The 18,170-nt window shown below is 70.6% G+C and carries 17 protein-coding genes; 9 read left to right on the top strand and 8 right to left on the bottom strand.

Translation table 11 applies throughout. The features are described from left to right. From QNO11_RS14660 to QNO11_RS14630, 7 genes are all read right to left on the bottom strand, one after another. Positions 1-1,209, bottom strand: a complete 1,209-nt coding sequence (locus QNO11_RS14660) for an acetyl-CoA C-acetyltransferase (protein WP_257507729.1) — start codon at positions 1,207-1,209, stop codon at positions 1-3. Positions 1,210-1,289: 80 nt separating this feature from the next. Continuing rightward, entirely contained in the window at positions 1,290-2,051 is a 762-nt protein-coding gene (locus QNO11_RS14655) for an ABC transporter permease (RefSeq protein ID WP_257507534.1), read from the bottom strand. Then, positions 2,048-2,854: an ABC transporter ATP-binding protein gene (locus QNO11_RS14650; protein WP_257507535.1), complete on the bottom strand. Its 807-nt coding sequence runs from the start codon at positions 2,852-2,854 to the stop codon at positions 2,048-2,050. Before QNO11_RS14650 ends, QNO11_RS14655 begins: the two co-directional genes overlap by 4 nt. After that, entirely contained in the window at positions 2,851-3,234 is a 384-nt protein-coding gene (locus QNO11_RS14645) for a DUF1048 domain-containing protein (RefSeq protein WP_257507536.1), read from the bottom strand. The genes QNO11_RS14650 and QNO11_RS14645 overlap by 4 nt, the downstream gene beginning before the upstream one ends. Positions 3,235-3,236: 2 nt before the next feature. Continuing rightward, entirely contained in the window at positions 3,237-3,566 is a 330-nt protein-coding gene (locus tag QNO11_RS14640) for a PadR family transcriptional regulator (RefSeq protein ID WP_257507537.1), read from the bottom strand. A gap of 263 nt (positions 3,567-3,829) precedes the next feature. Next, on the bottom strand, positions 3,830-4,603 hold the full coding sequence (gene cofE / locus QNO11_RS14635) for a coenzyme F420-0:L-glutamate ligase (RefSeq protein WP_374113778.1): 774 nt from the start codon (positions 4,601-4,603) through the stop codon (positions 3,830-3,832). Between the two features lie 5 nt (positions 4,604-4,608). Beyond that, positions 4,609-5,115 carry a GNAT family N-acetyltransferase gene (locus QNO11_RS14630; RefSeq protein WP_257507538.1) on the bottom strand — a complete coding sequence of 169 codons (507 nt, stop codon included), beginning with the start codon at positions 5,113-5,115 and terminating at the stop codon, positions 4,609-4,611. Between the two features lie 203 nt (positions 5,116-5,318). Between QNO11_RS14630 and QNO11_RS14625 the strand changes: the two genes are divergently transcribed. Together QNO11_RS14625 and QNO11_RS14620 are read left to right on the top strand one after the other, a co-directional pair. Further along, positions 5,319-6,737, top strand: a complete 1,419-nt coding sequence (locus QNO11_RS14625; protein ID WP_257507539.1) for an HNH endonuclease signature motif containing protein — start codon at positions 5,319-5,321, stop codon at positions 6,735-6,737. A 67-nt stretch (positions 6,738-6,804) separates the two neighbouring features. Further along, on the top strand, positions 6,805-7,365 hold the full coding sequence (locus QNO11_RS14620; RefSeq protein ID WP_257507540.1) for an acyl-CoA thioesterase: 561 nt from the start codon (positions 6,805-6,807) through the stop codon (positions 7,363-7,365). A gap of 29 nt (positions 7,366-7,394) precedes the next feature. Here QNO11_RS14620 and QNO11_RS14615 read toward each other — a convergent pair whose 3' ends face one another. Next, positions 7,395-8,267, bottom strand: coding sequence for a class II glutamine amidotransferase (locus QNO11_RS14615; protein ID WP_257507541.1), 873 nt, complete (start codon positions 8,265-8,267; stop codon positions 7,395-7,397). A gap of 244 nt (positions 8,268-8,511) precedes the next feature. Here QNO11_RS14615 and QNO11_RS14610 point away from each other — a divergent pair, with 244 nt between their 5' ends. The 7 genes from QNO11_RS14610 (at position 8,512) to QNO11_RS14580 (ending at position 18,125) form a co-directional block, all read left to right on the top strand. Beyond that, on the top strand, positions 8,512-12,267 hold the full coding sequence (locus QNO11_RS14610) for a proline dehydrogenase family protein (RefSeq protein WP_257507542.1): 3,756 nt from the start codon (positions 8,512-8,514) through the stop codon (positions 12,265-12,267). Positions 12,268-12,358: 91 nt separating this feature from the next. Continuing rightward, entirely contained in the window at positions 12,359-12,793 is a 435-nt protein-coding gene (locus QNO11_RS14605) for a hypothetical protein (RefSeq protein WP_257507543.1), read from the top strand. Then, positions 12,793-13,017, top strand: a complete 225-nt coding sequence (locus QNO11_RS14600; RefSeq protein ID WP_257507544.1) for a helix-turn-helix transcriptional regulator — start codon at positions 12,793-12,795, stop codon at positions 13,015-13,017. The genes QNO11_RS14605 and QNO11_RS14600 overlap by 1 nt, the downstream gene beginning before the upstream one ends. After that, positions 13,014-14,027: an NAD(P)-dependent alcohol dehydrogenase gene (locus QNO11_RS14595; protein WP_257507545.1), complete on the top strand. Its 1,014-nt coding sequence runs from the start codon at positions 13,014-13,016 to the stop codon at positions 14,025-14,027. The genes QNO11_RS14600 and QNO11_RS14595 overlap by 4 nt, the downstream gene beginning before the upstream one ends. A gap of 147 nt (positions 14,028-14,174) precedes the next feature. Then, a complete protein-coding gene (gene ddaH, locus QNO11_RS14590) occupies positions 14,175-15,059 on the top strand; it encodes a dimethylargininase (RefSeq protein ID WP_257507546.1) in 885 nt (294 codons plus the stop codon). Position 15,060: 1 nt separating this feature from the next. Then, positions 15,061-16,284, top strand: coding sequence for an ornithine--oxo-acid transaminase (rocD, locus tag QNO11_RS14585; protein ID WP_257507547.1), 1,224 nt, complete (start codon positions 15,061-15,063; stop codon positions 16,282-16,284). Between the two features lie 164 nt (positions 16,285-16,448). Beyond that, a complete protein-coding gene (locus QNO11_RS14580; RefSeq protein ID WP_257507548.1) occupies positions 16,449-18,125 on the top strand; it encodes a circularly permuted type 2 ATP-grasp protein in 1,677 nt (558 codons plus the stop codon). The last annotated feature ends 45 nt before the right edge of the window (positions 18,126-18,170 follow it).

Genomic DNA, 18,170 nt, shown 5'->3' with positions numbered 1-18,170 from the left:
TCAGATCCTCTCGATGATGGTGGCGATGCCCATGCCGGCGCCGACGCACAGCGTCGCGAGGCCCCGTTTCAGGTCGCGGCGCTCGAGTTCGTCCAGCAGGGTGCCCAGGATCATCGCACCGGTGGCTCCCAGCGGGTGGCCCATCGCGATCGCGCCGCCGTTGACGTTGACCTTGTCGTCGGGGATGCCGAGGTCTTTCTGCCACTTCATGACGACGGCCGCGAACGCCTCGTTGAGTTCGAACAGGTCGATGTCCCCGACGGTCAGCCCCGCGCGCTCGAGCACCTTCTGCGTCGCCGGTGTGGGTCCCGTGAGCATGATGGTCGGCTCCGAGCCGACGACGGCGGTCGCGACGATGCGGGCGCGCGGGGTGAGCCCCGCAGCGCGCCCGGCGCCGGCGGATCCCACCAGCAGCAGGGCTGCGCCGTCGACGATGCCCGAGGAGTTGCCCGGTCCGTGCACGTGCTCGATCTTCTCCACCCAGTGGTACTTCTGCAGCGCGACCGTGTCGAACCCGGCCTGATCGCCGATGCCCGCGAAGCTCGCCGGCAGCAGCCCGAGCGACTCGACGGTCGACTCGGGTCGCCGGTGCTCGTCGTGGTCGAGCACGATCACGCCGTTGACGTCGCGCACCGGCACGACCGACCGGGCGAACCGGCCCTCCCGCCAGGCGGCATCCGCCCGCTGCTGCGAGCGCACCGCGAACGCGTCTACATCCGCCCTGGTGAAGCCCTCGGTCGTCGCGATGAGGTCGGCACCGATGCCCTGCGGCACGAAATAGTTGTCGTATCCGGTGGTCGGGTCCTGCGCGTACGCGCCGCCGTCCGAGCCGATCGGCACCCGCGACATCGACTCGACCCCGCCGGCGAGCACGAGATCCTCGAAACCGGAGGCCACCTTCTGCGCGGCGAGGTTGACCGCCTCGAGCCCCGAGGCGCAGAACCGGTTCACCTGCACGCCGGGGACCGACTCGGGAAGCCCCGCCACGAGTGCCGCGGTGCGGGCGATGTCGCCGCCCTGCTCGCCGACCGGAGAAACGACCCCCAGCACGATGTCGTCGATGTCGGCGGCATCCAGCTCGGGGTTGCGCTCGCGCAGTGCGTCGATGAGTGTCACGACGAGGTCGACCGGCTTGATGCCGTGCAGCGACCCACCCTTGTTCTTGCCCCGAGGCGTGCGTACGGCGTCGTAGATGAATGCGTCGACCATGGTGCCTTCCCGTTCACAGACCGGCACCGCCGGGCAGCGGCGCTCGGTCACGTAAGCGAGAGTACGCTCGGCCGGCGGCGTCAGGAGATCTTGCGCTTGTAGATGGTCATCGCGAACCCGAACGCCACCACCAGGATGCCCAGGCACCACGCCAGCGCCACCCAGATGTCGGTGCCCACCGGCTGACCGGCGAACAGGGCACGGGTGCTGTCGACGATCGAGGTGACCGGCTGGTTCTCGGCGAACCAGCGCACCGGGCCCGGCATGGTCTCGGTGGGGACGAACGCAGAGCTGATGAACGGCAGGAAGATCAGCGGGTACGAAAAGGCGCTCGCGCCGTCGACCGTCTTGGCCGAGAGCCCCGCGATCACGGCGATCCAGGTGAGGGTCAGCGTGAACAGCAGCAGCATGCCGACGACCGCGAGCCATTCCAGGACGTTCGCGTCGGTGCGGAACCCCATGAGCAGGGCCACACCGACGACGATCGCCATCGAGATGCCGTTGGCGACCATCGAGGTCAGCACGTGCGCCCAGAGCACACCGGAGCGGGCAATGGGCATGGACTGGAAGCGTTCGAAGATGCCGCCCTGCATGTCCAGGAACAGCCGGTACGCGGTGTACGCGATGCCGGACGCGATCGCGATCAACAGGATGCCGGGGAGCATGTAGTCCACATACGCCTCGGTGCCCACGTCGATGGCCCCGCCGAACACGTAGACGAACAGCAGCATCAGCGCGATCGGGGTGACGGCGGTGGTGATGATGGTGTCGGGGCTGCGCAGGATGTGTCGCAGTGACCGGCCGGTCAGCACGGCGGTGTCGGTGAGGCCGTGGCCGGTCATGGTCGTTCCTTTCCGGTGGTCGCCGGTGCGCCCGGAGCGGCGGCATCGCTGCCGATGATGGCGAGGAAGACCTCCTCGAGGGTGGGCTTCTTCTCGACGTACTCGACCTTCGCCGGCGGCAGCAGCTTCTTCAGCTCCGCCAGCGTGCCGTTCGCGATGATGCGGCCCTGGTGGAGGATCGCGATGCGATCGGCGAGATGCTCGGCCTCGTCGAGGTACTGCGTGGTCAGCAGCACCGTGGTGCCGCCGCGGGCGAGTTCCCGCACCGCTTGCCACACCTCCAGGCGGGCTTCCGGGTCGAGACCGGTCGTGGGTTCATCCAGGAAGATCACCGGCGGGTTGCCGATGAGACTCATCGAGATGTCCAGACGCCGCTGCATGCCGCCGGAGTATGTCCCGGCCCTGCGGCCGCCGGCGTCGGTGAGCCCGAAGCGGGCCAGCAGCGAGTCGGCGATGGTGCCGGGATCCTTGAGGTGGCGGAGCTTGGCGACCAGGACCAGGTTCTCCCGACCGGTGAGCACCTCGTCGACGGCGGCGAACTGCCCGGTCAGGCTGATCGACTCGCGCACCTGGGCGGCCTGCGCGGCCACATCGGCGCTGTTGACCGTCGCCGTTCCGGCATCCGCCCGCAGCAGTGTCGACAGGATGCGCACGACGGTCGTCTTGCCGGCGCCGTTGGAGCCGAGAAGGGCGAAGATGCTGCCCCGCGCGACGTCGAAATCCACACCCTGCAGCACGCGCAGGTCCTTGAACGACTTCTCCAGACCCGCCACCTCGATGGCGGGTGCCGGTGTGGCGGTCATGATTCCGCCTCCTTTCCGGTGCCATCGCCGGTCACGCCGTTGATGGCCTTGACCAGCCGCGCACGTTCCTTGTTGATCCACTGCCCGGCGGTGTAGTTGCGCAGGAACTCTTCGGCGAACTCCACCGGGTCATCGCCGACGATCGCGCGGATCGGCGTGCCGTCGGCGGCTGCCTGCTCGAACAGGTCGGCGAGGTCGCGGAGCATCGCGAGCATGATGTCGCCCTTGGTGATCGAGCCGTAGTACATCAGGTAGCGCTCCAGCGCCATGGCGGCGGTGCGATAGTCCGCGGGCAGCTGCTCCACTCGCGCCTTGTACTGCTTGTACTGCTTCTTCTCTTCGAACGGGCCGGTGACCTTTTCGAGCCAACCTGCAGCCATGTTCACTTGCCTCCTCGGTGGAGCTGTTCCAGACGTTCTGCCAGGAAGCTCCACGTCCTCCAGAACTCTTCGAGCTGTTCGTGTCCCTGCGCGTTGAGCGAGTACACCTTGCGCGGGGGCCCCTTTTCGGACGGGACCTTCTCCACGTCCACGAGGCCGCGCTGTTCGATGCGCACCAGCAGTGCGTAGACGGTGCCTTCGGCGATGTCCGCGAAACCCTGCTCGCGCAGCCAGCTCGTGATCTCGTACCCGTATGCCGGGCGCAGCGCGAGGATCGCCAGGACCACGCCCTCCAGCGTGCCCTTGAGCATCTCGGTCATCTGCTTGCTCATCGTTCCCACTCACTACTCAGTGTGGCTAACTACCGGTAGTCAGTATCACTGAATAGCGACGCGTGCGCAACGGTCGAGTCGAGATCGGGTCGCGGGCGCGCGGCATCCGCGTCGCCCGTTCTTCGGAGAACGCCGCGATTTCGGACCGAATGGGGCGGATGCCACCGAAGAACCGGTGATCTCCGAAGAACCGGCGCGCGCCGGCGGGGCCGGCGGGGGACGACGGGGGACGACTGGGGACGACGGGGGGCGACTGGGGGGCGTCAGTCCGCGTCGGTGGCGGCGCCGGCGGCGAAGCCGGCCGCGTACCCCTGCGCGTGCGCTTCGTCGGCGCCCAGGTGGAAGAAGTCGCGTTCGGCCGGGCGCACGATCGAGCGGGCGCCCGGGAGGTCCAGGGGGCCCACGAGATCCGCGCGCCCTCGGACGACGGCGACCGGGCGACGCGAGGCCTTCCCCTTGACGAGGTCGGCCGCCGCGGCCAGCTCATCGGCCACGCAGGGCATGGTCACCACGAGCGGGCGACCTTCGGCATCCGTCTGGCCGCGCAGGTCCGCCATGACCGTGACGCCGCCGGCGCCGATGGCGTGATCGGTCTGGCCCTCGCGCCACGCCCTGCCGAGGGTGTCGGAGACGATGACGCCGACGTGCACCCCGAGCCGCTCCCGCAGGCCGGCGGCGATGGCGCGGGCCGAGGCATCGGGGTCGACGGGGAGCAGCAGCACGGTGCCGTGAGGGGTGTTCGAGGCATCCACGCCGGCGGCGGCGGAGACGATGCCGAGCCGGTTCTCCACGATGCGCGTGAGGTGTCCGGATGCCGAGGTGCGCGACGCCACGACGCGTACGGTCTCGGCGGTGATGGCCGCTTCGCGGTCGTCGGCGCGGATCATGCGGCCCTCGGCCTTGGACACGATCTTCGACGTCACCACGAGGATGTCGCCGTCGGCGAGTGTGCCGCCCGCGGCGGCGGAGATCAGCGTGACGAGGTCGTCACCGATGGCGACCTCGGGAATACCGTCGAGCGCCCAGACCTGCAGCACGACGCTCAGCGGACGAAGCGGACTTCGGTCAGCGTTTCGCCGAGGAAGGGTTCGGTGTGCGCCGCGCCGTCGAGGACGAAACCGTTGCGCTGGTAGAACCGGTGCGCGCGGGGGTTGTCCTCGGCGACCCAGAGGTAGGCCTGTTCGTCCTGGTGGATCGCGGCGTCGAAGAGGCGCTGGCCGGCGCCGGTGCCCTGGTACTTGGCCAGGAGGTAGATGAAGTACAGCTCGCGGGTGCGTGGCGCATCCCGGTCGCGGGCGGGGCCGGAGCCGACGAATCCGACGATCTCGCCGTCGTCGAGTGCGGCGTGCATGCGGAAGTCGGGACCCTGCTGAGCCCAGTGCGTCCACAGTTCGGCCAGACGTCGTGGCGAGACGTTCTCGAGCGCGGCCTTGCTGATGAGGTGGTCGTAGGTCTCGTGCCAGCACTGGGCGTGCACGCGGCCCAGGGCCTCTGCATCCACGTCCCGCACCGGACGGACGACGATGTCGGTCTGGGTTTCGCGTTCCATGTCGTGACTCTACGCGCGGGTCGCGCGGGGGCGAAATCGGAACAGCCGGGGTAATTCGGCGGGTGGTCGGCGTCTCCCCTCGGCGCCGCGGCGCTTCCTCCACAGGGCCGACTTCCACGGGTTGTCCACAGATCGGGAATTGACCGTGTGATCGGGCCCTTCTTGCGGGCGCCAATGTCGGAGGGGGTGAGCAGAATTGGCGCATGAGCACCTTCCTGAACCGACTTGAGGCGCTGCGAGAGCATGTCGCCGAAGTGGTGTCCGACGGGGTGCGCAGCGGGGAACTGGCGAGCCAGACCGAAGCGGATCTGGCGCGGCTGCTCGGGGTTGTCGGGGGCATCGGGCGGTGGGTGGATGCCGCGCTCATTGAGATCGTCGGCGAGGTGCAGTCCCGCTCCGAGGGTCCCCGCGATGACCGGATGACGACGCGCCTGGGGTGCCATGACGTCTCGGAACTGGTGCAGCGGGCGGCGCTGGTGGCACCGCAGACGGCTTCGCGATTGCGTAGGGTCGCGGCGGTGGTGCGGCCCGAGGAGTCCTTCCTCACCGACGAGCCGCTGCAGTCGCAACTGCCCGCGCTGCGGGAGGCCGTGCTCGACGGCGTGGTCGGACTCGACGGGGCGCTCGCGATCGCGGAGCCGCTGCTGGCGATGGGGAGCCGGGTCGGGCGCGAGGCCCTTCTCCTTGTCGATGGCCTCCTCGCCGCCGAGGCGCGGGGCGAGGGTCCGGACGGCGCGCCGCCGGCGTGCCCGGATCTGCTTCGCGTGCAGGCGCAGGCGTGGTCAGTGGCGTTGGATCAGGACGGCGCCGAGCCCCGCGAACGAGCGACCATGCACAGGCGATCGCTGATCCTCGGCACCCCCACTGCGTGCGGGGTGCCCGTGCGCGGGATGCTCATGCCCGAGGTCGCCGCTCAACTGGAGCGGATCTTCGACGCCACCCTCTCACCGCGGGGCAAGGTGGCCTTCGATGCAGGGGTGAGCGACTCCGACGAGGATTGGAGCCACGACAGCGTGCCGCCGGTGGACGGGCGCACGCGCCCGCAGAAGCAGCACGATGCCCTCGCGATCGCGCTGACTGTGGCTGCCGCCAGCGGATCGCTGCCGACGATCGGGGGTGCGGCGCCGACCCTGGTCGTGACGGTGCGCGCCGAGGATGTCGCCACCGGCCAGGGCTACGCCCACGTCGACGGGTGCGATGAGCCGGTTTCCCTCGCTGCGGCGCGGCACGCCGGCTGCGCCGGGGCCATCCAGCGCGTCACGCTGACGACTGAGGGGCGGATCGTCGCGATCGGCACCGAGGACCGGGTGTTCAACCGGCATCAGCGCCGGGCGATCGCCGCCCGCGACGGCGGCTGCTTCATCCCCGGATGCGGGGTGCCCGCCGCATGGTGCGAGATCCACCACGTCGTCGAGCACGCCAAAGGCGGTCGCACGCACACCGACAACGGCGTGCTGTTGTGCTGGTTCCACCACCGCTTCCTCGACGTGCACGGGTGGCGCATCCGCATGAACAAGGGGGTGCCCGAGGTGCGGGCGCCCGGGTGGAACGACGCCTCCGGCCGGTGGCGACGGGTGACCCGGTCGCCCGCGCGGCTGAAGGATCTGGTGCTGCGCAGATGACCGGCGTTGTCGGCATCCCACAGCGGGATTGCCGGAACGGCGGCTGACCGGGCTAGCATCACGCCTCGTGAATGTATGGTGGCGGACTCTCCTGACGATCCTGCGCGCGAAGGCCATGCTGCGTCGCAACGGCGCGGCCCATCCGGCCACGGTCGGGCGGGTGCGGGTTCGGACCCTGCCCACCGACATCGACCTGCTCGGGCACATGAACAACGGTCGCTACGCGTCGCTGTTCGACCTCGGCCGGTTCGACCTGCTCATCCGCACCGGCATGTGGGACCTTTTCAACGCCCGCGGGTGGTACGCCGTCGTGGCGAGCGAGACCATCACGTTCCGCAAATCCCTCGGGCTGTGGCAGCGGTTCACCGTCGAGTCGCGCCTGCACGGACACGACGACAAGTCGGTCTACATGATCCACCGCGCCGTGGTGAACGGTGAGATCTACGCCGAGATGCTGGTGCGGGCCCGGTTCCTGCGCCGCGGGGGCGGCATCGTCCCCCTCGAGGAACTGTTCGAGGCGCTGCACCGTCCCGACGACCTGCCGCCGCTGGAACCGTGGATGCTGCAGTGGGCCGCGGAATCCGCCCTGCCCTCGACCAAGAGCCCGGCTCCCAGCGTCTGGGACTGAGCCGCTGCACCGTCTTCCCGGCGCGGGGTTCAGCTCAGCGCGGTGAACACCGGTGCGGCGTCGCGGGTGATGACCCCGATGGTGCTGGCCGGGATCTCCTGCCACCTGCGCCGCGACCAGTGCAGCTCGAGCGGTTCCGAGACGACGAGCTGCGCGTCGCGGGGGAGCTGTTCGGTCCGTCCCTCACCGACGTGCAGGGTCTCGGGTCCCGCGCTGTGGAACAGGGACGGCGGCGGCAGCTGCGTGGCATCCGGGCTCGACCAGCGCAGGACGACGAGTCGGTCTCCGTCCGAGACGCACATCGCACCGCGGAATGCGCCGGAGGTGCCGTGATCACGCCGTGCGGTCTCGACGCGTTCGACCATGCGCCGGAGGGCGGCGACCGGGTCCGTCGCGAGCCCGTAGGTGAGGGCGAGGAAGAAGCAGACCTCGCTGTCGGTCGTGCCCCTGATGAACGGGTACAGCTCCGGCGCCACCGCCATCGTGAGTTCGCGCTTGAGGTCGGCGAACCCGCTGATCTCGCCGTTGTGCTGGAACATCCAGCGGCCGTGCACGAACGGGTGCGAGTTCTGCTCCGCGATCGTGCCGCCCGGGGCTGCCCGCACGTGCGCGAGGAAGCAGCCCGATTCGATTTCGGCGGCGAGGTGGCGCAGGTTGTCGCTGTCCCACGCCGGCGTGGTCTGCCGGTATTGCCCCGGGGTGTCCCGCCGTCCCGCCCACGCGACGCCGAACCCGTCGCCGTTGGTCGGGAACGCGTGCTCGCGGAACTGCGAGGCCATCGCCGTTCCCGGCAGGTACAGCTCACGCGCCAGGAGGCTCTGATCGATCAGCGAGTGGTCGGGGCGGACCAGGATGTCCTCGAGAGGCAGCGCAGATCCGAGGTACGCGATCCAACGACACATATCGACTCCTCGCAGCTGCCGGTTCGAGGCGTCGCGGCAGCCCTGCGGCCATGATCTCAACCATTCGACCGTGCGTCGATGGCCTCGGAGGTCGTTCGACGTCGGAATTCAGGCTGAGAAGCCGGGAACCGGCGAATCCGGGCTGGAACCGCGCGCACAGCCTGAATTCCGACGCGGTGCGGCCGGTGCCGCCGCGGCCGCGTCCCTCCTCGGTGCGGCAGCGGGCCGGACGTAGGCTGGGCGCATGCCGCAGACCTACGACGAGGCACCGCAGTCGCCCATGTCCGCGGACCTCGCCGACCGCGCGATCGACCTCGCCCAGCGGTGGGTCACCGAGTCCGCCAGCGTCGAGACCGACCCTGCGGCCAAGCGGCTGGCCGGGGTGCTCAAAGACCCCCGCGGACTGCCGTTCACGATCGGCTTCGTCGACGGGGTGATGCGGCCGGAGAGCCTGTCGGCGGCGGCATCCCACCTCACCCGCATCGCGCCGCTCGTGCCCGACTTCCTGCCCTGGTACCTGCGCGGCGCGGTGCACGTGGGTGGTGCGGTGGCGCCGGTGCTGCCGACGCCGGTGGTGCCGATCGCACGCCGGGTGCTGCGCGAGATGGTCGGGCACCTCATCGTCGACGCCCGACCGGGCAAGCTCGGGCCGGCCATCACGCGCATCCGGGAGAGCGGCGCGCGGCTGAACCTCAACCTGCTGGGTGAGGCCGTGCTGGGTGAGGCCGAGGCCGTGCGCCGCGCCGACGGCATCCACGACCTCATCCGTCGGGAGGACGTCGACTACGTCTCGGTCAAGGTCTCCGCGATCATGCCGCGCATCTCGATGTGGGCGTTCGACCAGACGGTGGAAGCGGTCGTCGAGCGGCTGCTGCCGCTGTACCTGACCGCGGCGGACCCCGCGACGCCGGGCGGTCCGACGTTCATCAACCTCGACATGGAGGAGTACCGCGACCTGGACCTCACGATCGCGGTGTTCACCCGGATCCTCGAGGACCCGCGGCTGCAGCAGCTGGAAGCGGGCATCGTGCTGCAGACGTATCTGCCCGACGCCCTGCCGGCCCTGCAGGAGCTGTCGGCGTGGGCGCGCATGCGGCTGGCCGCAGGTGGCGCGCGCATCAAGATCCGGCTGGTCAAGGGCGCCAACCTCGCGATGGAGCGAGTGGAGGCCGCGATGCACGACTGGCCGCTGGCGACCTACGACAGCAAGCTCGACACGGATGCCAATTACCTCCGGTGCCTCGACTGGGCGCTGCAGGCCGACCGCACCGCCGCCGTGCGGATCGGCGTCGCCGGTCACAATCTGTTCGACATCGCCTACGCATGGCTGCTGGCCGGCCAGCGCGGTGTGCAGGACGACATCGACGTGGAGATGCTGCTGGGCATGGCGCAGGCGCAGGTGCACGCCGTCTCCCGCGAAGTCGGTCCGGTGCTGCTGTACGTGCCGGTCGTGCGCCCCGATGAGTTCGACGTCGCCATCAGCTACCTGGTGCGCCGGCTGGAGGAGAACGCCTCGAGCGAGAACTTCCTCTCCGCGGCCCTGGACCTCGCCGCCGATCCGGCGCTGTTCGACCGGGAGCGCGACCGGTTCCTCTCGTCGCTTGACCGCAGCGCCGAACCCGGGCTCGCCCTGGGCCCGAACCGCACGCAGGATCGCAGAGCCGACCCGGTGCGGCGTGCCCAAAGCATCGTGCGCGACGCTGCGGCATCCGATGACGAAGCCGGATTGACCCAGGCGGTGCTCGGCATCGCACGGTCGGCCGGGACGGATCCGAGCGACACCGTGCCGCTGGAACCATCGGCCGACGCCATGCTGTTCGGTGGCCAGGAATTCGTCGAGACCGCGGTGTTCGCACCGCGCGAGACGCGCCGTGCGCTGGGTGCTCCCGGCTTCCGCAACGCCGCCGACACCGACCCCGCCGTCCCGGGCAACCGCGCCTGGGCCGGTGCCGTGCTCGAACGGGTCGAGGTCAGCGCCGCGGGGGATGCCACCATCGACGCCGCGCGGGTGACCGATGTCGGCGCCCTCGAACGCGTCATCGCGACGGTGACCCAGGGCGCCGGCACGTGGGGCGGCCTCGCCGCGGCCGAGCGCGCCGTCGTGCTGATCGCCGCCGGCCGCGCCCTCGAGGCGCACCGGGCGGAGCTGATCGAAGTCGCCGCGTCGGAGACCGGAAAGGTGCTCGCCGAGGCCGACATCGAGGTGAGTGAAGCGGTCGACTTCGCCAACTACTACGCCGCGACCGCGCGCGAACTCGACCGCGTCAGCGGCGCGGTGTTCGAGCCGTCCCGGCTCACCGTCGTCGCACCGCCCTGGAACTTCCCTATCGCGATCCCCACCGGCGGGGTGCTCGCCGCGCTCGCCGCAGGGTCCGGCGTCGTGCTCAAACCCGCGCCGCAGGCCCGCCGCTGCGCCGCCGTCATCGCCGAGGCGCTGTGGGAGGCCGGCGTTCCCCGCGACGTGCTGGCCCTGGTCGACGTCGATGAAGACGACCTGGGGCAGCGGCTCATCTCGCACCCGGCGGTGGATCGGGTGATCCTCACCGGCTCCTGGGACACCGCCGCCCTCTTTGAATCGTGGCGTCCCGGGTTGCCGCTGTTGGCGGAGACCAGCGGTAAGAACGCGATGATCATCACGCCCACCGCCGACCTCGACCTGGCGGCATCCGACCTTGTCCGCAGCGCCTTCGGGCACGCCGGCCAGAAGTGCTCGGCGGCGTCGCTGGCGATCCTGGTGGGGCCGGTGGGGCGATCCAAGCGGTTCGCCCGGCAGCTGGTGGATGCCACCCGGTCGCTGCGCGTGGGCCCGCCCACCGACCCGCTGGCCGAGATGGGGCCGCTCATCGCGGCACCCACCGGCAAGCTCGACTGGGCGCTGCGCACCCTTGAAGAGGGGGAGCAGTGGCTTGTCGAACCGCGCCTCCTGGAGGGCGTGGACCCGGAGTACGAGGGACGGCTGTGGACCCCCGGCATCCGCGTGGGGGTGCAGCCCGGGTCGCGTACGCACCTCGAGGAATTCTTCGGGCCGGTGCTCGGCATCATGCACGCGCACTCCCTGGCGCAGGCAATCGAGATGCAGAACGCCGTCGCCTACGGGCTGACGGCAGGGCTGTACACACAGCACCCCGACGACCTCGCGTTGTGGCTGGACCGCGTGCAGGCGGGAAATCTCTACGTCAACCGCGGGACGACGGGCGCGATCGTGCAGCGGCAGCCGTTCGGCGGCTGGAAGCGGTCGTCGGTGGGCGCCGGCGCAAAAGCGGGCGGACCGAACTACCTCATCGGCCTCGGCTCGTGGCGTGCGTCCGCCGGCGGGGCATCCTCCTCGACGCTGCACCTGCGGGGACTGGACTCCCGCATCACGTCGCTCATCGAGGCGGCCCAGCCCACCCTCGACTACGAGGGCTTCGACTGGCTGCGCCGCGGCGCCCTGTCGGACGCGATCGTCTGGGATCGCGAATTCGGCCGTGTCCGCGACGTGTCGCAGCTGGGCGTGGAGCGCAATCTCTTCCGCTATCGCCCGGTGCCGGCCGTCACGATCCGGGCGACATCGGATGCCACCTGGCAGGCGGTGCTGCGCGTCGTGGTCGCCGCGATCCGCGCCGGATCCCCGTTCACCCTCAGCGCGCCGGTGGGTCTTCCCGCCGCGGTGCGCCGGGCGCTGGGTGACCTGCGGGCGTCGGTGCACGTGGAGACCGACCAGCAATGGCTCGAACGCATCGTGGGCACCGGCGACGGCGTGGCATCCGCCGACCTCGGACTGGACCTCACCGCCCGGCGCCCCTCCCGCGCCCGGCTGGTGGGACCGCGGGAGTCCGTCGCGGCGCTGCGCCGCGCACTGGCCGAGGCCCTGGGCGGCGACCCGGACCTGGCGATCTACGACAACGAGGTGACCACCGCCGGCCGGCTCGAACTGCTGCCGTTCCTGCGGGAGCAGTCGATCACGATCACCGCGCACCGGTTCGGCAACCCGGACCCGACGTTCGACGACGTGATCTAGCGCCGACTCGATGTAAAAGATTCTTGACACGGATGCCATCCGGGTCGATACTCGAGGTGTCAAAGATTCTTGACACCTTCGAGGGGGTCCCATGGTCTATCAAGAGCGCAACACGTGGTCGCAGCTCATCGCCACGGTCGTGGCGGTGACGGTGTACGTCATCGTGATCCTGCAGGCCGCCGCAGGCGGCCCCCTCGCCGAGGTGCAGTGGTGGCCCGTCATGCTCTGGACGATCGTCGGCAGCATCGTCGGCTCGATCGTCGTGAGCATCGTGTGGGGCATGGTCGCTGGCGTGCGTGACCCCGACGGGGTGGGCGCATCGGATCTACGCGACCGCGACATCGCCCGCCTCGGCTCCCGTGTCGGCCAGGCCTTCATGGTCATCGCCGGTCTCGGCGTGATCACGCTGTGCGCCCTCGAGGCGTCCTGGTTCTGGATCGCGAACACCATGTTCTTCGGGTTCGCGCTGTCGGCTTTCATCGGCGGCATCGCCCAGGTCATCGCCTACCGACGGGGTCTGGCCTGATGGTCAAGCCCACCAAGGTCACCAACGACATCCGCACGCTGCGCGAGGCGGCAGGGCTGACCCAGGCCGAGCTCGCCCGCCGCGTCGGCGTCACGCGCCAGACGCTCATCGCCATCGAACAGGGCAAGTATTCGCCCACGCTCGAGCTGGCATTCCAGATCGCGCACGTCTTCGGCCGCAGTCTCGACGACGTGTTCCAGTACCCCGAAGAGGAGGCATCATGAACGCGGATGCCGCAGTCCCCACCACCATGACCGCCTGGACGCAGCACCGCTACGGCGGCGCCGAGGTCGTCGCCCCCGAGCAGGTGCCGGTGCCGTCGCCGGGTCCGGGCGACGTGCTCGTGCGCGTGCAGGCGACGGCGCTCAACTCCGCCGACGCTCGCATCATGCAGGGCAACCCCCTCGCGCTGCGCCTCGCGTTCGGGCTGCGCCGCCCCCGCACCACGGTGCAGGGGCGCGACATCGCCGGCATCGTCGTCGCCGTCGGCCGCGACGTCACGACGCTGCGGGTGGGCGACGCCGTACTCGGCGAGGGCACCGGCGGCGGGCTCGCCGCCTTCGTCGTGGTGGCGGCGGCGCGCCTCGTCCGCCGGCCCGACGGGCTGGACCCCGTCGTCGCTGCCGCGCTGCCGCTGGCCGGTGGCACGGCGTGGCAGGCGCTGGCGCGCGCAGGCATCACCGGCGACAGGGCTCGCGGCGCCCGCGTGCTGGTGGTGGGCGCCGGGGGAGGGGTCGGTCACTTCGCGGTGCAGCTGGCGGCCCGCCGCGGCGCCGACGTCACCGCCATCGCCGGGGAGCGCTCGCTGTCGGTCGTCCGGGAGATGGGGGCCACGACCGTGCTGGACCACCGCCGCACCGACCCGGCCACGCTCGCCGCGGCATCCTTCGATGCCGTGCTGGTCACCGCCGGCGACAACTCACTGCGGGCACTGCGCCGGCTGCTCATCCCCGGCGGGAGCGTCGTGCTCATCGGCGGCGGCACCGGACGAATCATCGGCCCGATCGCGATGGTGCTGCGCGCGCTGCCGATGTCGCTCGTCGGGTCGCGGCGGGTGCGACCCCTCACGGTGGCGACGAAGCCCGAGATCACCGCGGAACTGGCGCGCCTGGCCGGCGCCGGGGAGCTCACGCCGCACATCGAACGGGTGTGGCCACTGGCGGAGGCGAACGCGGCACTGGCGCACATCGCCTCCGGTCACACGATCGGAAAGGTCGTCGTCCGCGGCGATTGACGCGGCATCCAGACGCAGCCGGACCCGCCATGTCACAATGGTCCCGGCGTGTCCGGATCGCCCCTTTCCCGCAGCACAAGAGCACTGCGGTCGAAGGGCCACCGGGCCAAGAGGACAGCGTCCGCCACCTTTGCGAAAAGGAGCACAATGTCCACGCACCCGACCCTCCCGCAGACCCAGCAGCCCGGGCCCGAGGCTGCGGAACGCATCGCGCAGCACCGCCGGTACCTGATGTGCCGTCCGGAGCATTTCACGGTGAGCTACCGGATCAATCCCTGGATGGAGCCGGCCCGGCCAACCGACACCGCCAAGGCGCTGCGCCAGTGGCAGGAGCTGCACGACACCTACCTGCGGCTGGGGCACGAGGTCGAGCTGATCGACCCGGTCCCGGGGCTCCCGGACATGGTCTACACCGCCAACGGCGGGTTCATCATCGACGGCCGTGCGCTGGGCGTGCGCTTCCGCGTGCCGGAACGCCGCGGCGAGGAGCGGCCGTTCATGGACTGGTTCGCCGCGCACGGATTCGAGGTGATCGAACCCGTCGAAGTGCAGGAGGGCGAGGGTGACTTCCTGCTCGTGGGCGACACGATCCTCGCCGGCACCGGCTTCCGCTCCGTCGGCGACAGCCACCGCGAGGTGGCGGACGTGTTCGGGCGGGAGGTGGTGAGCCTGCGGCTGATCGACCCGCGGTTCTACCACCTCGACACCGCGATCGCCGTGCTGGACCCGGTCCAGGGGCACAGCGGCGTCGACCGCGCCAACATCGCGTACCTGCCCACCGCGTTCGACGAACACTCCCGCGCCGTGCTGGCCGAGCGGTTCCCGGACGCCATCGCCGTCTCCGACGAGGACGGCGCCGTCTTCGGGCTCAACACCGCCAGCGACGGCCGCAACGTGATCGTCTCCCCGCGCGCGGTCGGGTTCATTGACCAGTTGCGCGACCGCGGTTACATCCCCGTCCCCGTCGACCTGTCCGAGCTGCTGCTCGGCGGCGGCGGCATCAAGTGCTGCACCCTCGAATTGAGAGGCTGACATGTCCGCCGTCCCGCAGAACATCGATCCCGCCGCGCTGAGCCTGATCGCCGCCGAGGAGCAGCACGTCGCGCACAACTACCATCCGCTGCCGGTGGTGGTCGCCAGTGGCGAGGGGGTGTGGGTCACCGACGTCGAGGGGAAGCGCTACCTCGACCTGCTGTCGGCGTACTCCGCGATGAACTTCGGGCACCGGCATCCGCAGCTCGTCGCCGCCGCGACCGCGCAGCTGGGGCGCATCACCCTCACCAGCCGCGCGTTCCACAACGACCGGCTCGGCTCGTTCGCCGCGGCGCTGGCGCAGCTGTGCGGCAAGGATCTGGTGCTGCCGATGAACACCGGCGCCGAGGCGGTCGAGACCGGCATCAAGGTCGCCCGCGCCTGGGCGTATCGGGTGAAGGGGGTGCCGGCGGATGCCGCGACGATCGTCGTCGCCAACGGCAACTTCCACGGCCGCACCACCACGATCATCGGCTTCAGCGACGACCCCAGCGCCCACGACGACTTCGGGCCCTATGCGCCCGGGTTCATCTCGGTGCCGTTCGGCGACGCCGCGGCGATCGAGGCCGCGATCGACGACAACACCGCGGCCGTGCTCGTCGAGCCGATCCAGGGCGAGGCGGGCGTCATCGTCCCGCCGGAGGGGTACCTCGCCGCGGTGCGGGAGATCTGCACCCGCCGGAACGTCCTGTTCATCGCGGACGAGATCCAGTCGGGCCTGGGCCGGGTCGGCACGACGTTCGCCTGCGACCGCGAAGGCGTCGTGCCCGACGTGTATCTGCTGGGCAAGGCGCTCGGCGGCGGCATCCTGCCGGTGTCGGCGGTCGTCGCCGACGCCGACGTGCTGGGTGTCATCCGCCCCGGCGAGCATGGCTCGACCTTCGGCGGCAATCCGCTCGCCGCCGCGATCGGGCAGCGCGTCGTGGAGCTGCTTGCAACGGGCAAGCTGCAGACCCGCGCGCAGATGCTCGGTGAGCACCTCGACGAGAAGCTGCGGGAACTCATCGGCCACGGCGTCACCGCCGTGCGCACGGCGGGGCTGTGGGCAGGCATCGACATCGACCCCGCGCGCGGCACCGGCCGCGAGGTGGCCGAGCGGCTGCTGGCGCGCGGGGTGCTCGTGAAGGACACCCACGGCCAGACCCTGCGCATCGCGCCGCCGCTGGTGATCCGGGCCACCGAGCTGGACTGGGCCGTGGAACAGTTGAAGGTCGCGCTCGGCTGACCCGCGGCATCCGTCTCCTGGACACTCCTGTGTCGGAGAGGGCGGCACCGGCGACGGGTGGATGCCGCGTGCGCGCGGCCACGGCGCGACACCACTGCACCCCCGCGCTGTCAAGACCTTCGGCCGAAACACGGCGGCAATGCGCCCGCGGATAGGGTGAAAGCATGGGTGATCTGTTCGACGGTTACGGCTCCATACTGGCGCCGCGCAAGACGCCCTCCGGCGTACCGGCGTACGACGAGATGTTCGGTCACGCCGACCGCCCGGGCGCCCCGGTGCCGTCGCGTCGGGCGTACCGCGAGCTGTACCAGGCGCTGGCCCAGATGACCCAGGAAGAGCTGCGCGGGCGCACCGATTCGCTTGCGAGCTCGTACCTCGCGCAGGGCGTGACGTTCGACTTCGCCGGTGAGGAGCGGCCCTTCCCGCTGGACGCGGTCCCCCGCATCATCGAGTACGACGAGTGGTCCCGCATCGAAGCGGGCGTGAAGCAGCGGGTGCTGGCGCTGGAGGCGTTCCTCGACGACACCTACGGGCACCAGCACTGCGTGCGCGACGGCGTGCTGCCGGCCGGACTCATCGCCTCGTCGCAGTACTTCTACCGGCAGGCCGCCGGCATCCACGCCGCCAACGGCGTGCGCATCCACGTCTCGGGCATCGACCTCATCCGCGACGAGCACGGCGAGATGCGCGTGCTCGAGGACAATGTGCGGGTGCCCTCCGGCGTCAGCTACGTCATCTCCAACCGCCGCGTCATGGCCCAGACGCTGCCCGAACTGTTCGTGTCGATGCGGGTGCGGCCGGTCGGCGACTACCCCAACAAGCTGCTCGCGGCGCTGCGCGCATCGGCGCCGCCCGGAGTCGAGGACCCCAACGTCGTCGTGCTGACCCCCGGCGTGTACAACTCCGCCTACTTCGAGCACACGCTGCTGGCCCGCCTCATGGGCGTCGAGCTCGTCGAGGGCCGCGACCTGCTGTGCGTCGGCGGCAAGGTGTTCATGCGCACCACCCGCGGCCCGCAGCGCGTCGACGTCATCTACCGCCGTGTCGACGACGACTACCTCGACCCGCTGCAGTTCCGCGCCGACTCGATGCTCGGCGCCCCCGGGCTCATGCTCGCCGCGCGGCTGGGCAACGTCACCATCGCCAACGCCGTGGGCAATGGCGTCGCCGACGACAAGCTGCTGTACACCTACGTGCCCGACCTCATCCGGTACTACCTCGCCGAGGAGCCCATCCTCAAGAACGTCGACACCTGGCGCCTCGAGGACCCGGGCGCGCTCGAGGAAGTGCTCGACCGACTGGACGAGCTCGTCATCAAGCCCGTCGACGGCTCCGGCGGCAAGGGACTGGTCATCGGACCGGATGCCTCGCCGGCCGAACTCGCCAAGCTGAAGACGCAACTGCGTGCCGACCCGCGGGGCTGGATCGCGCAGCCGGTGGTCATGCTCTCGACGATCCCGACGCTCGTCGAGGACGGCATGCGCCCGCGTCACGCGGACCTCCGCCCCTTCGCCGTCAACAACGGCGACGAGGTGTGGGTGCTGCCCGGCGGTCTCACGCGGGTCGCGCTTCCCGAGGGGCAGCTGGTGGTCAACTCCAGTCAGGGCGGCGGCTCGAAGGACACCTGGATCGTGGGCGGCTCCGCCCCGGGCCGGGTCGAGTACGGCCAGGGCCAAGGTCTGTCCGGGCTCGTCGCCGATCAGGCGGCCGTCACCGAGGCGATCCCGATCGTCTACGACGGTCAGCCGGAACCCGCTCACTCCCCGCAGGACCGTCCGCTCTCGCATACCGAGCAGCAGGAGCAGCAGCAACAGGGTCGCGATGCGGGGGAGGCGTCGTGATGGCCTCACGGATAGCTGCCCTTCGATACGCGCCCTGCGGGCGCT

Origin of the sequence: Microbacterium sp. zg-B96 (genome assembly GCF_030246865.1) — a bacterium.
Lineage (GTDB): Bacteria > Actinomycetota > Actinomycetes > Actinomycetales > Microbacteriaceae > Microbacterium.
Note: the sequence above shows the minus strand (reverse complement) of the source record. Positions and strands in the feature narration are given on the sequence as shown.

What these genes read in the sequence shown, in the direction of transcription:
- QNO11_RS14660 (WP_257507729.1), bottom strand. Translation starts at nt 1,209, where the DNA reads ATGGTCGACGCATTCATCTACGACGCCGTACGCACGCCTCGGGGCAAG.
- QNO11_RS14655 (WP_257507534.1), bottom strand. Translation starts at nt 2,051, where the DNA reads ATGACCGGCCACGGCCTCACCGACACCGCCGTGCTGACCGGCCGGTCA.
- QNO11_RS14650 (WP_257507535.1), bottom strand. Translation starts at nt 2,854, where the DNA reads ATGACCGCCACACCGGCACCCGCCATCGAGGTGGCGGGTCTGGAGAAG.
- QNO11_RS14645 (WP_257507536.1), bottom strand. Translation starts at nt 3,234, where the DNA reads ATGGCTGCAGGTTGGCTCGAAAAGGTCACCGGCCCGTTCGAAGAGAAG.
- QNO11_RS14640 (WP_257507537.1), bottom strand. Translation starts at nt 3,566, where the DNA reads ATGAGCAAGCAGATGACCGAGATGCTCAAGGGCACGCTGGAGGGCGTG.
- QNO11_RS14630 (WP_257507538.1), bottom strand. Translation starts at nt 5,115, where the DNA reads ATGGAACGCGAAACCCAGACCGACATCGTCGTCCGTCCGGTGCGGGAC.
- QNO11_RS14625 (WP_257507539.1), top strand. Translation starts at nt 5,319, where the DNA reads ATGAGCACCTTCCTGAACCGACTTGAGGCGCTGCGAGAGCATGTCGCC.
- QNO11_RS14615 (WP_257507541.1), bottom strand. Translation starts at nt 8,267, where the DNA reads ATGTGTCGTTGGATCGCGTACCTCGGATCTGCGCTGCCTCTCGAGGAC.
- QNO11_RS14610 (WP_257507542.1), top strand. Translation starts at nt 8,512, where the DNA reads ATGCCGCAGACCTACGACGAGGCACCGCAGTCGCCCATGTCCGCGGAC.
- QNO11_RS14605 (WP_257507543.1), top strand. Translation starts at nt 12,359, where the DNA reads ATGGTCTATCAAGAGCGCAACACGTGGTCGCAGCTCATCGCCACGGTC.
- QNO11_RS14600 (WP_257507544.1), top strand. Translation starts at nt 12,793, where the DNA reads ATGGTCAAGCCCACCAAGGTCACCAACGACATCCGCACGCTGCGCGAG.
- QNO11_RS14595 (WP_257507545.1), top strand. Translation starts at nt 13,014, where the DNA reads ATGAACGCGGATGCCGCAGTCCCCACCACCATGACCGCCTGGACGCAG.
- ddaH (WP_257507546.1), top strand. Translation starts at nt 14,175, where the DNA reads ATGTCCACGCACCCGACCCTCCCGCAGACCCAGCAGCCCGGGCCCGAG.
- rocD (WP_257507547.1), top strand. Translation starts at nt 15,061, where the DNA reads ATGTCCGCCGTCCCGCAGAACATCGATCCCGCCGCGCTGAGCCTGATC.
- QNO11_RS14580 (WP_257507548.1), top strand. Translation starts at nt 16,449, where the DNA reads ATGGGTGATCTGTTCGACGGTTACGGCTCCATACTGGCGCCGCGCAAG.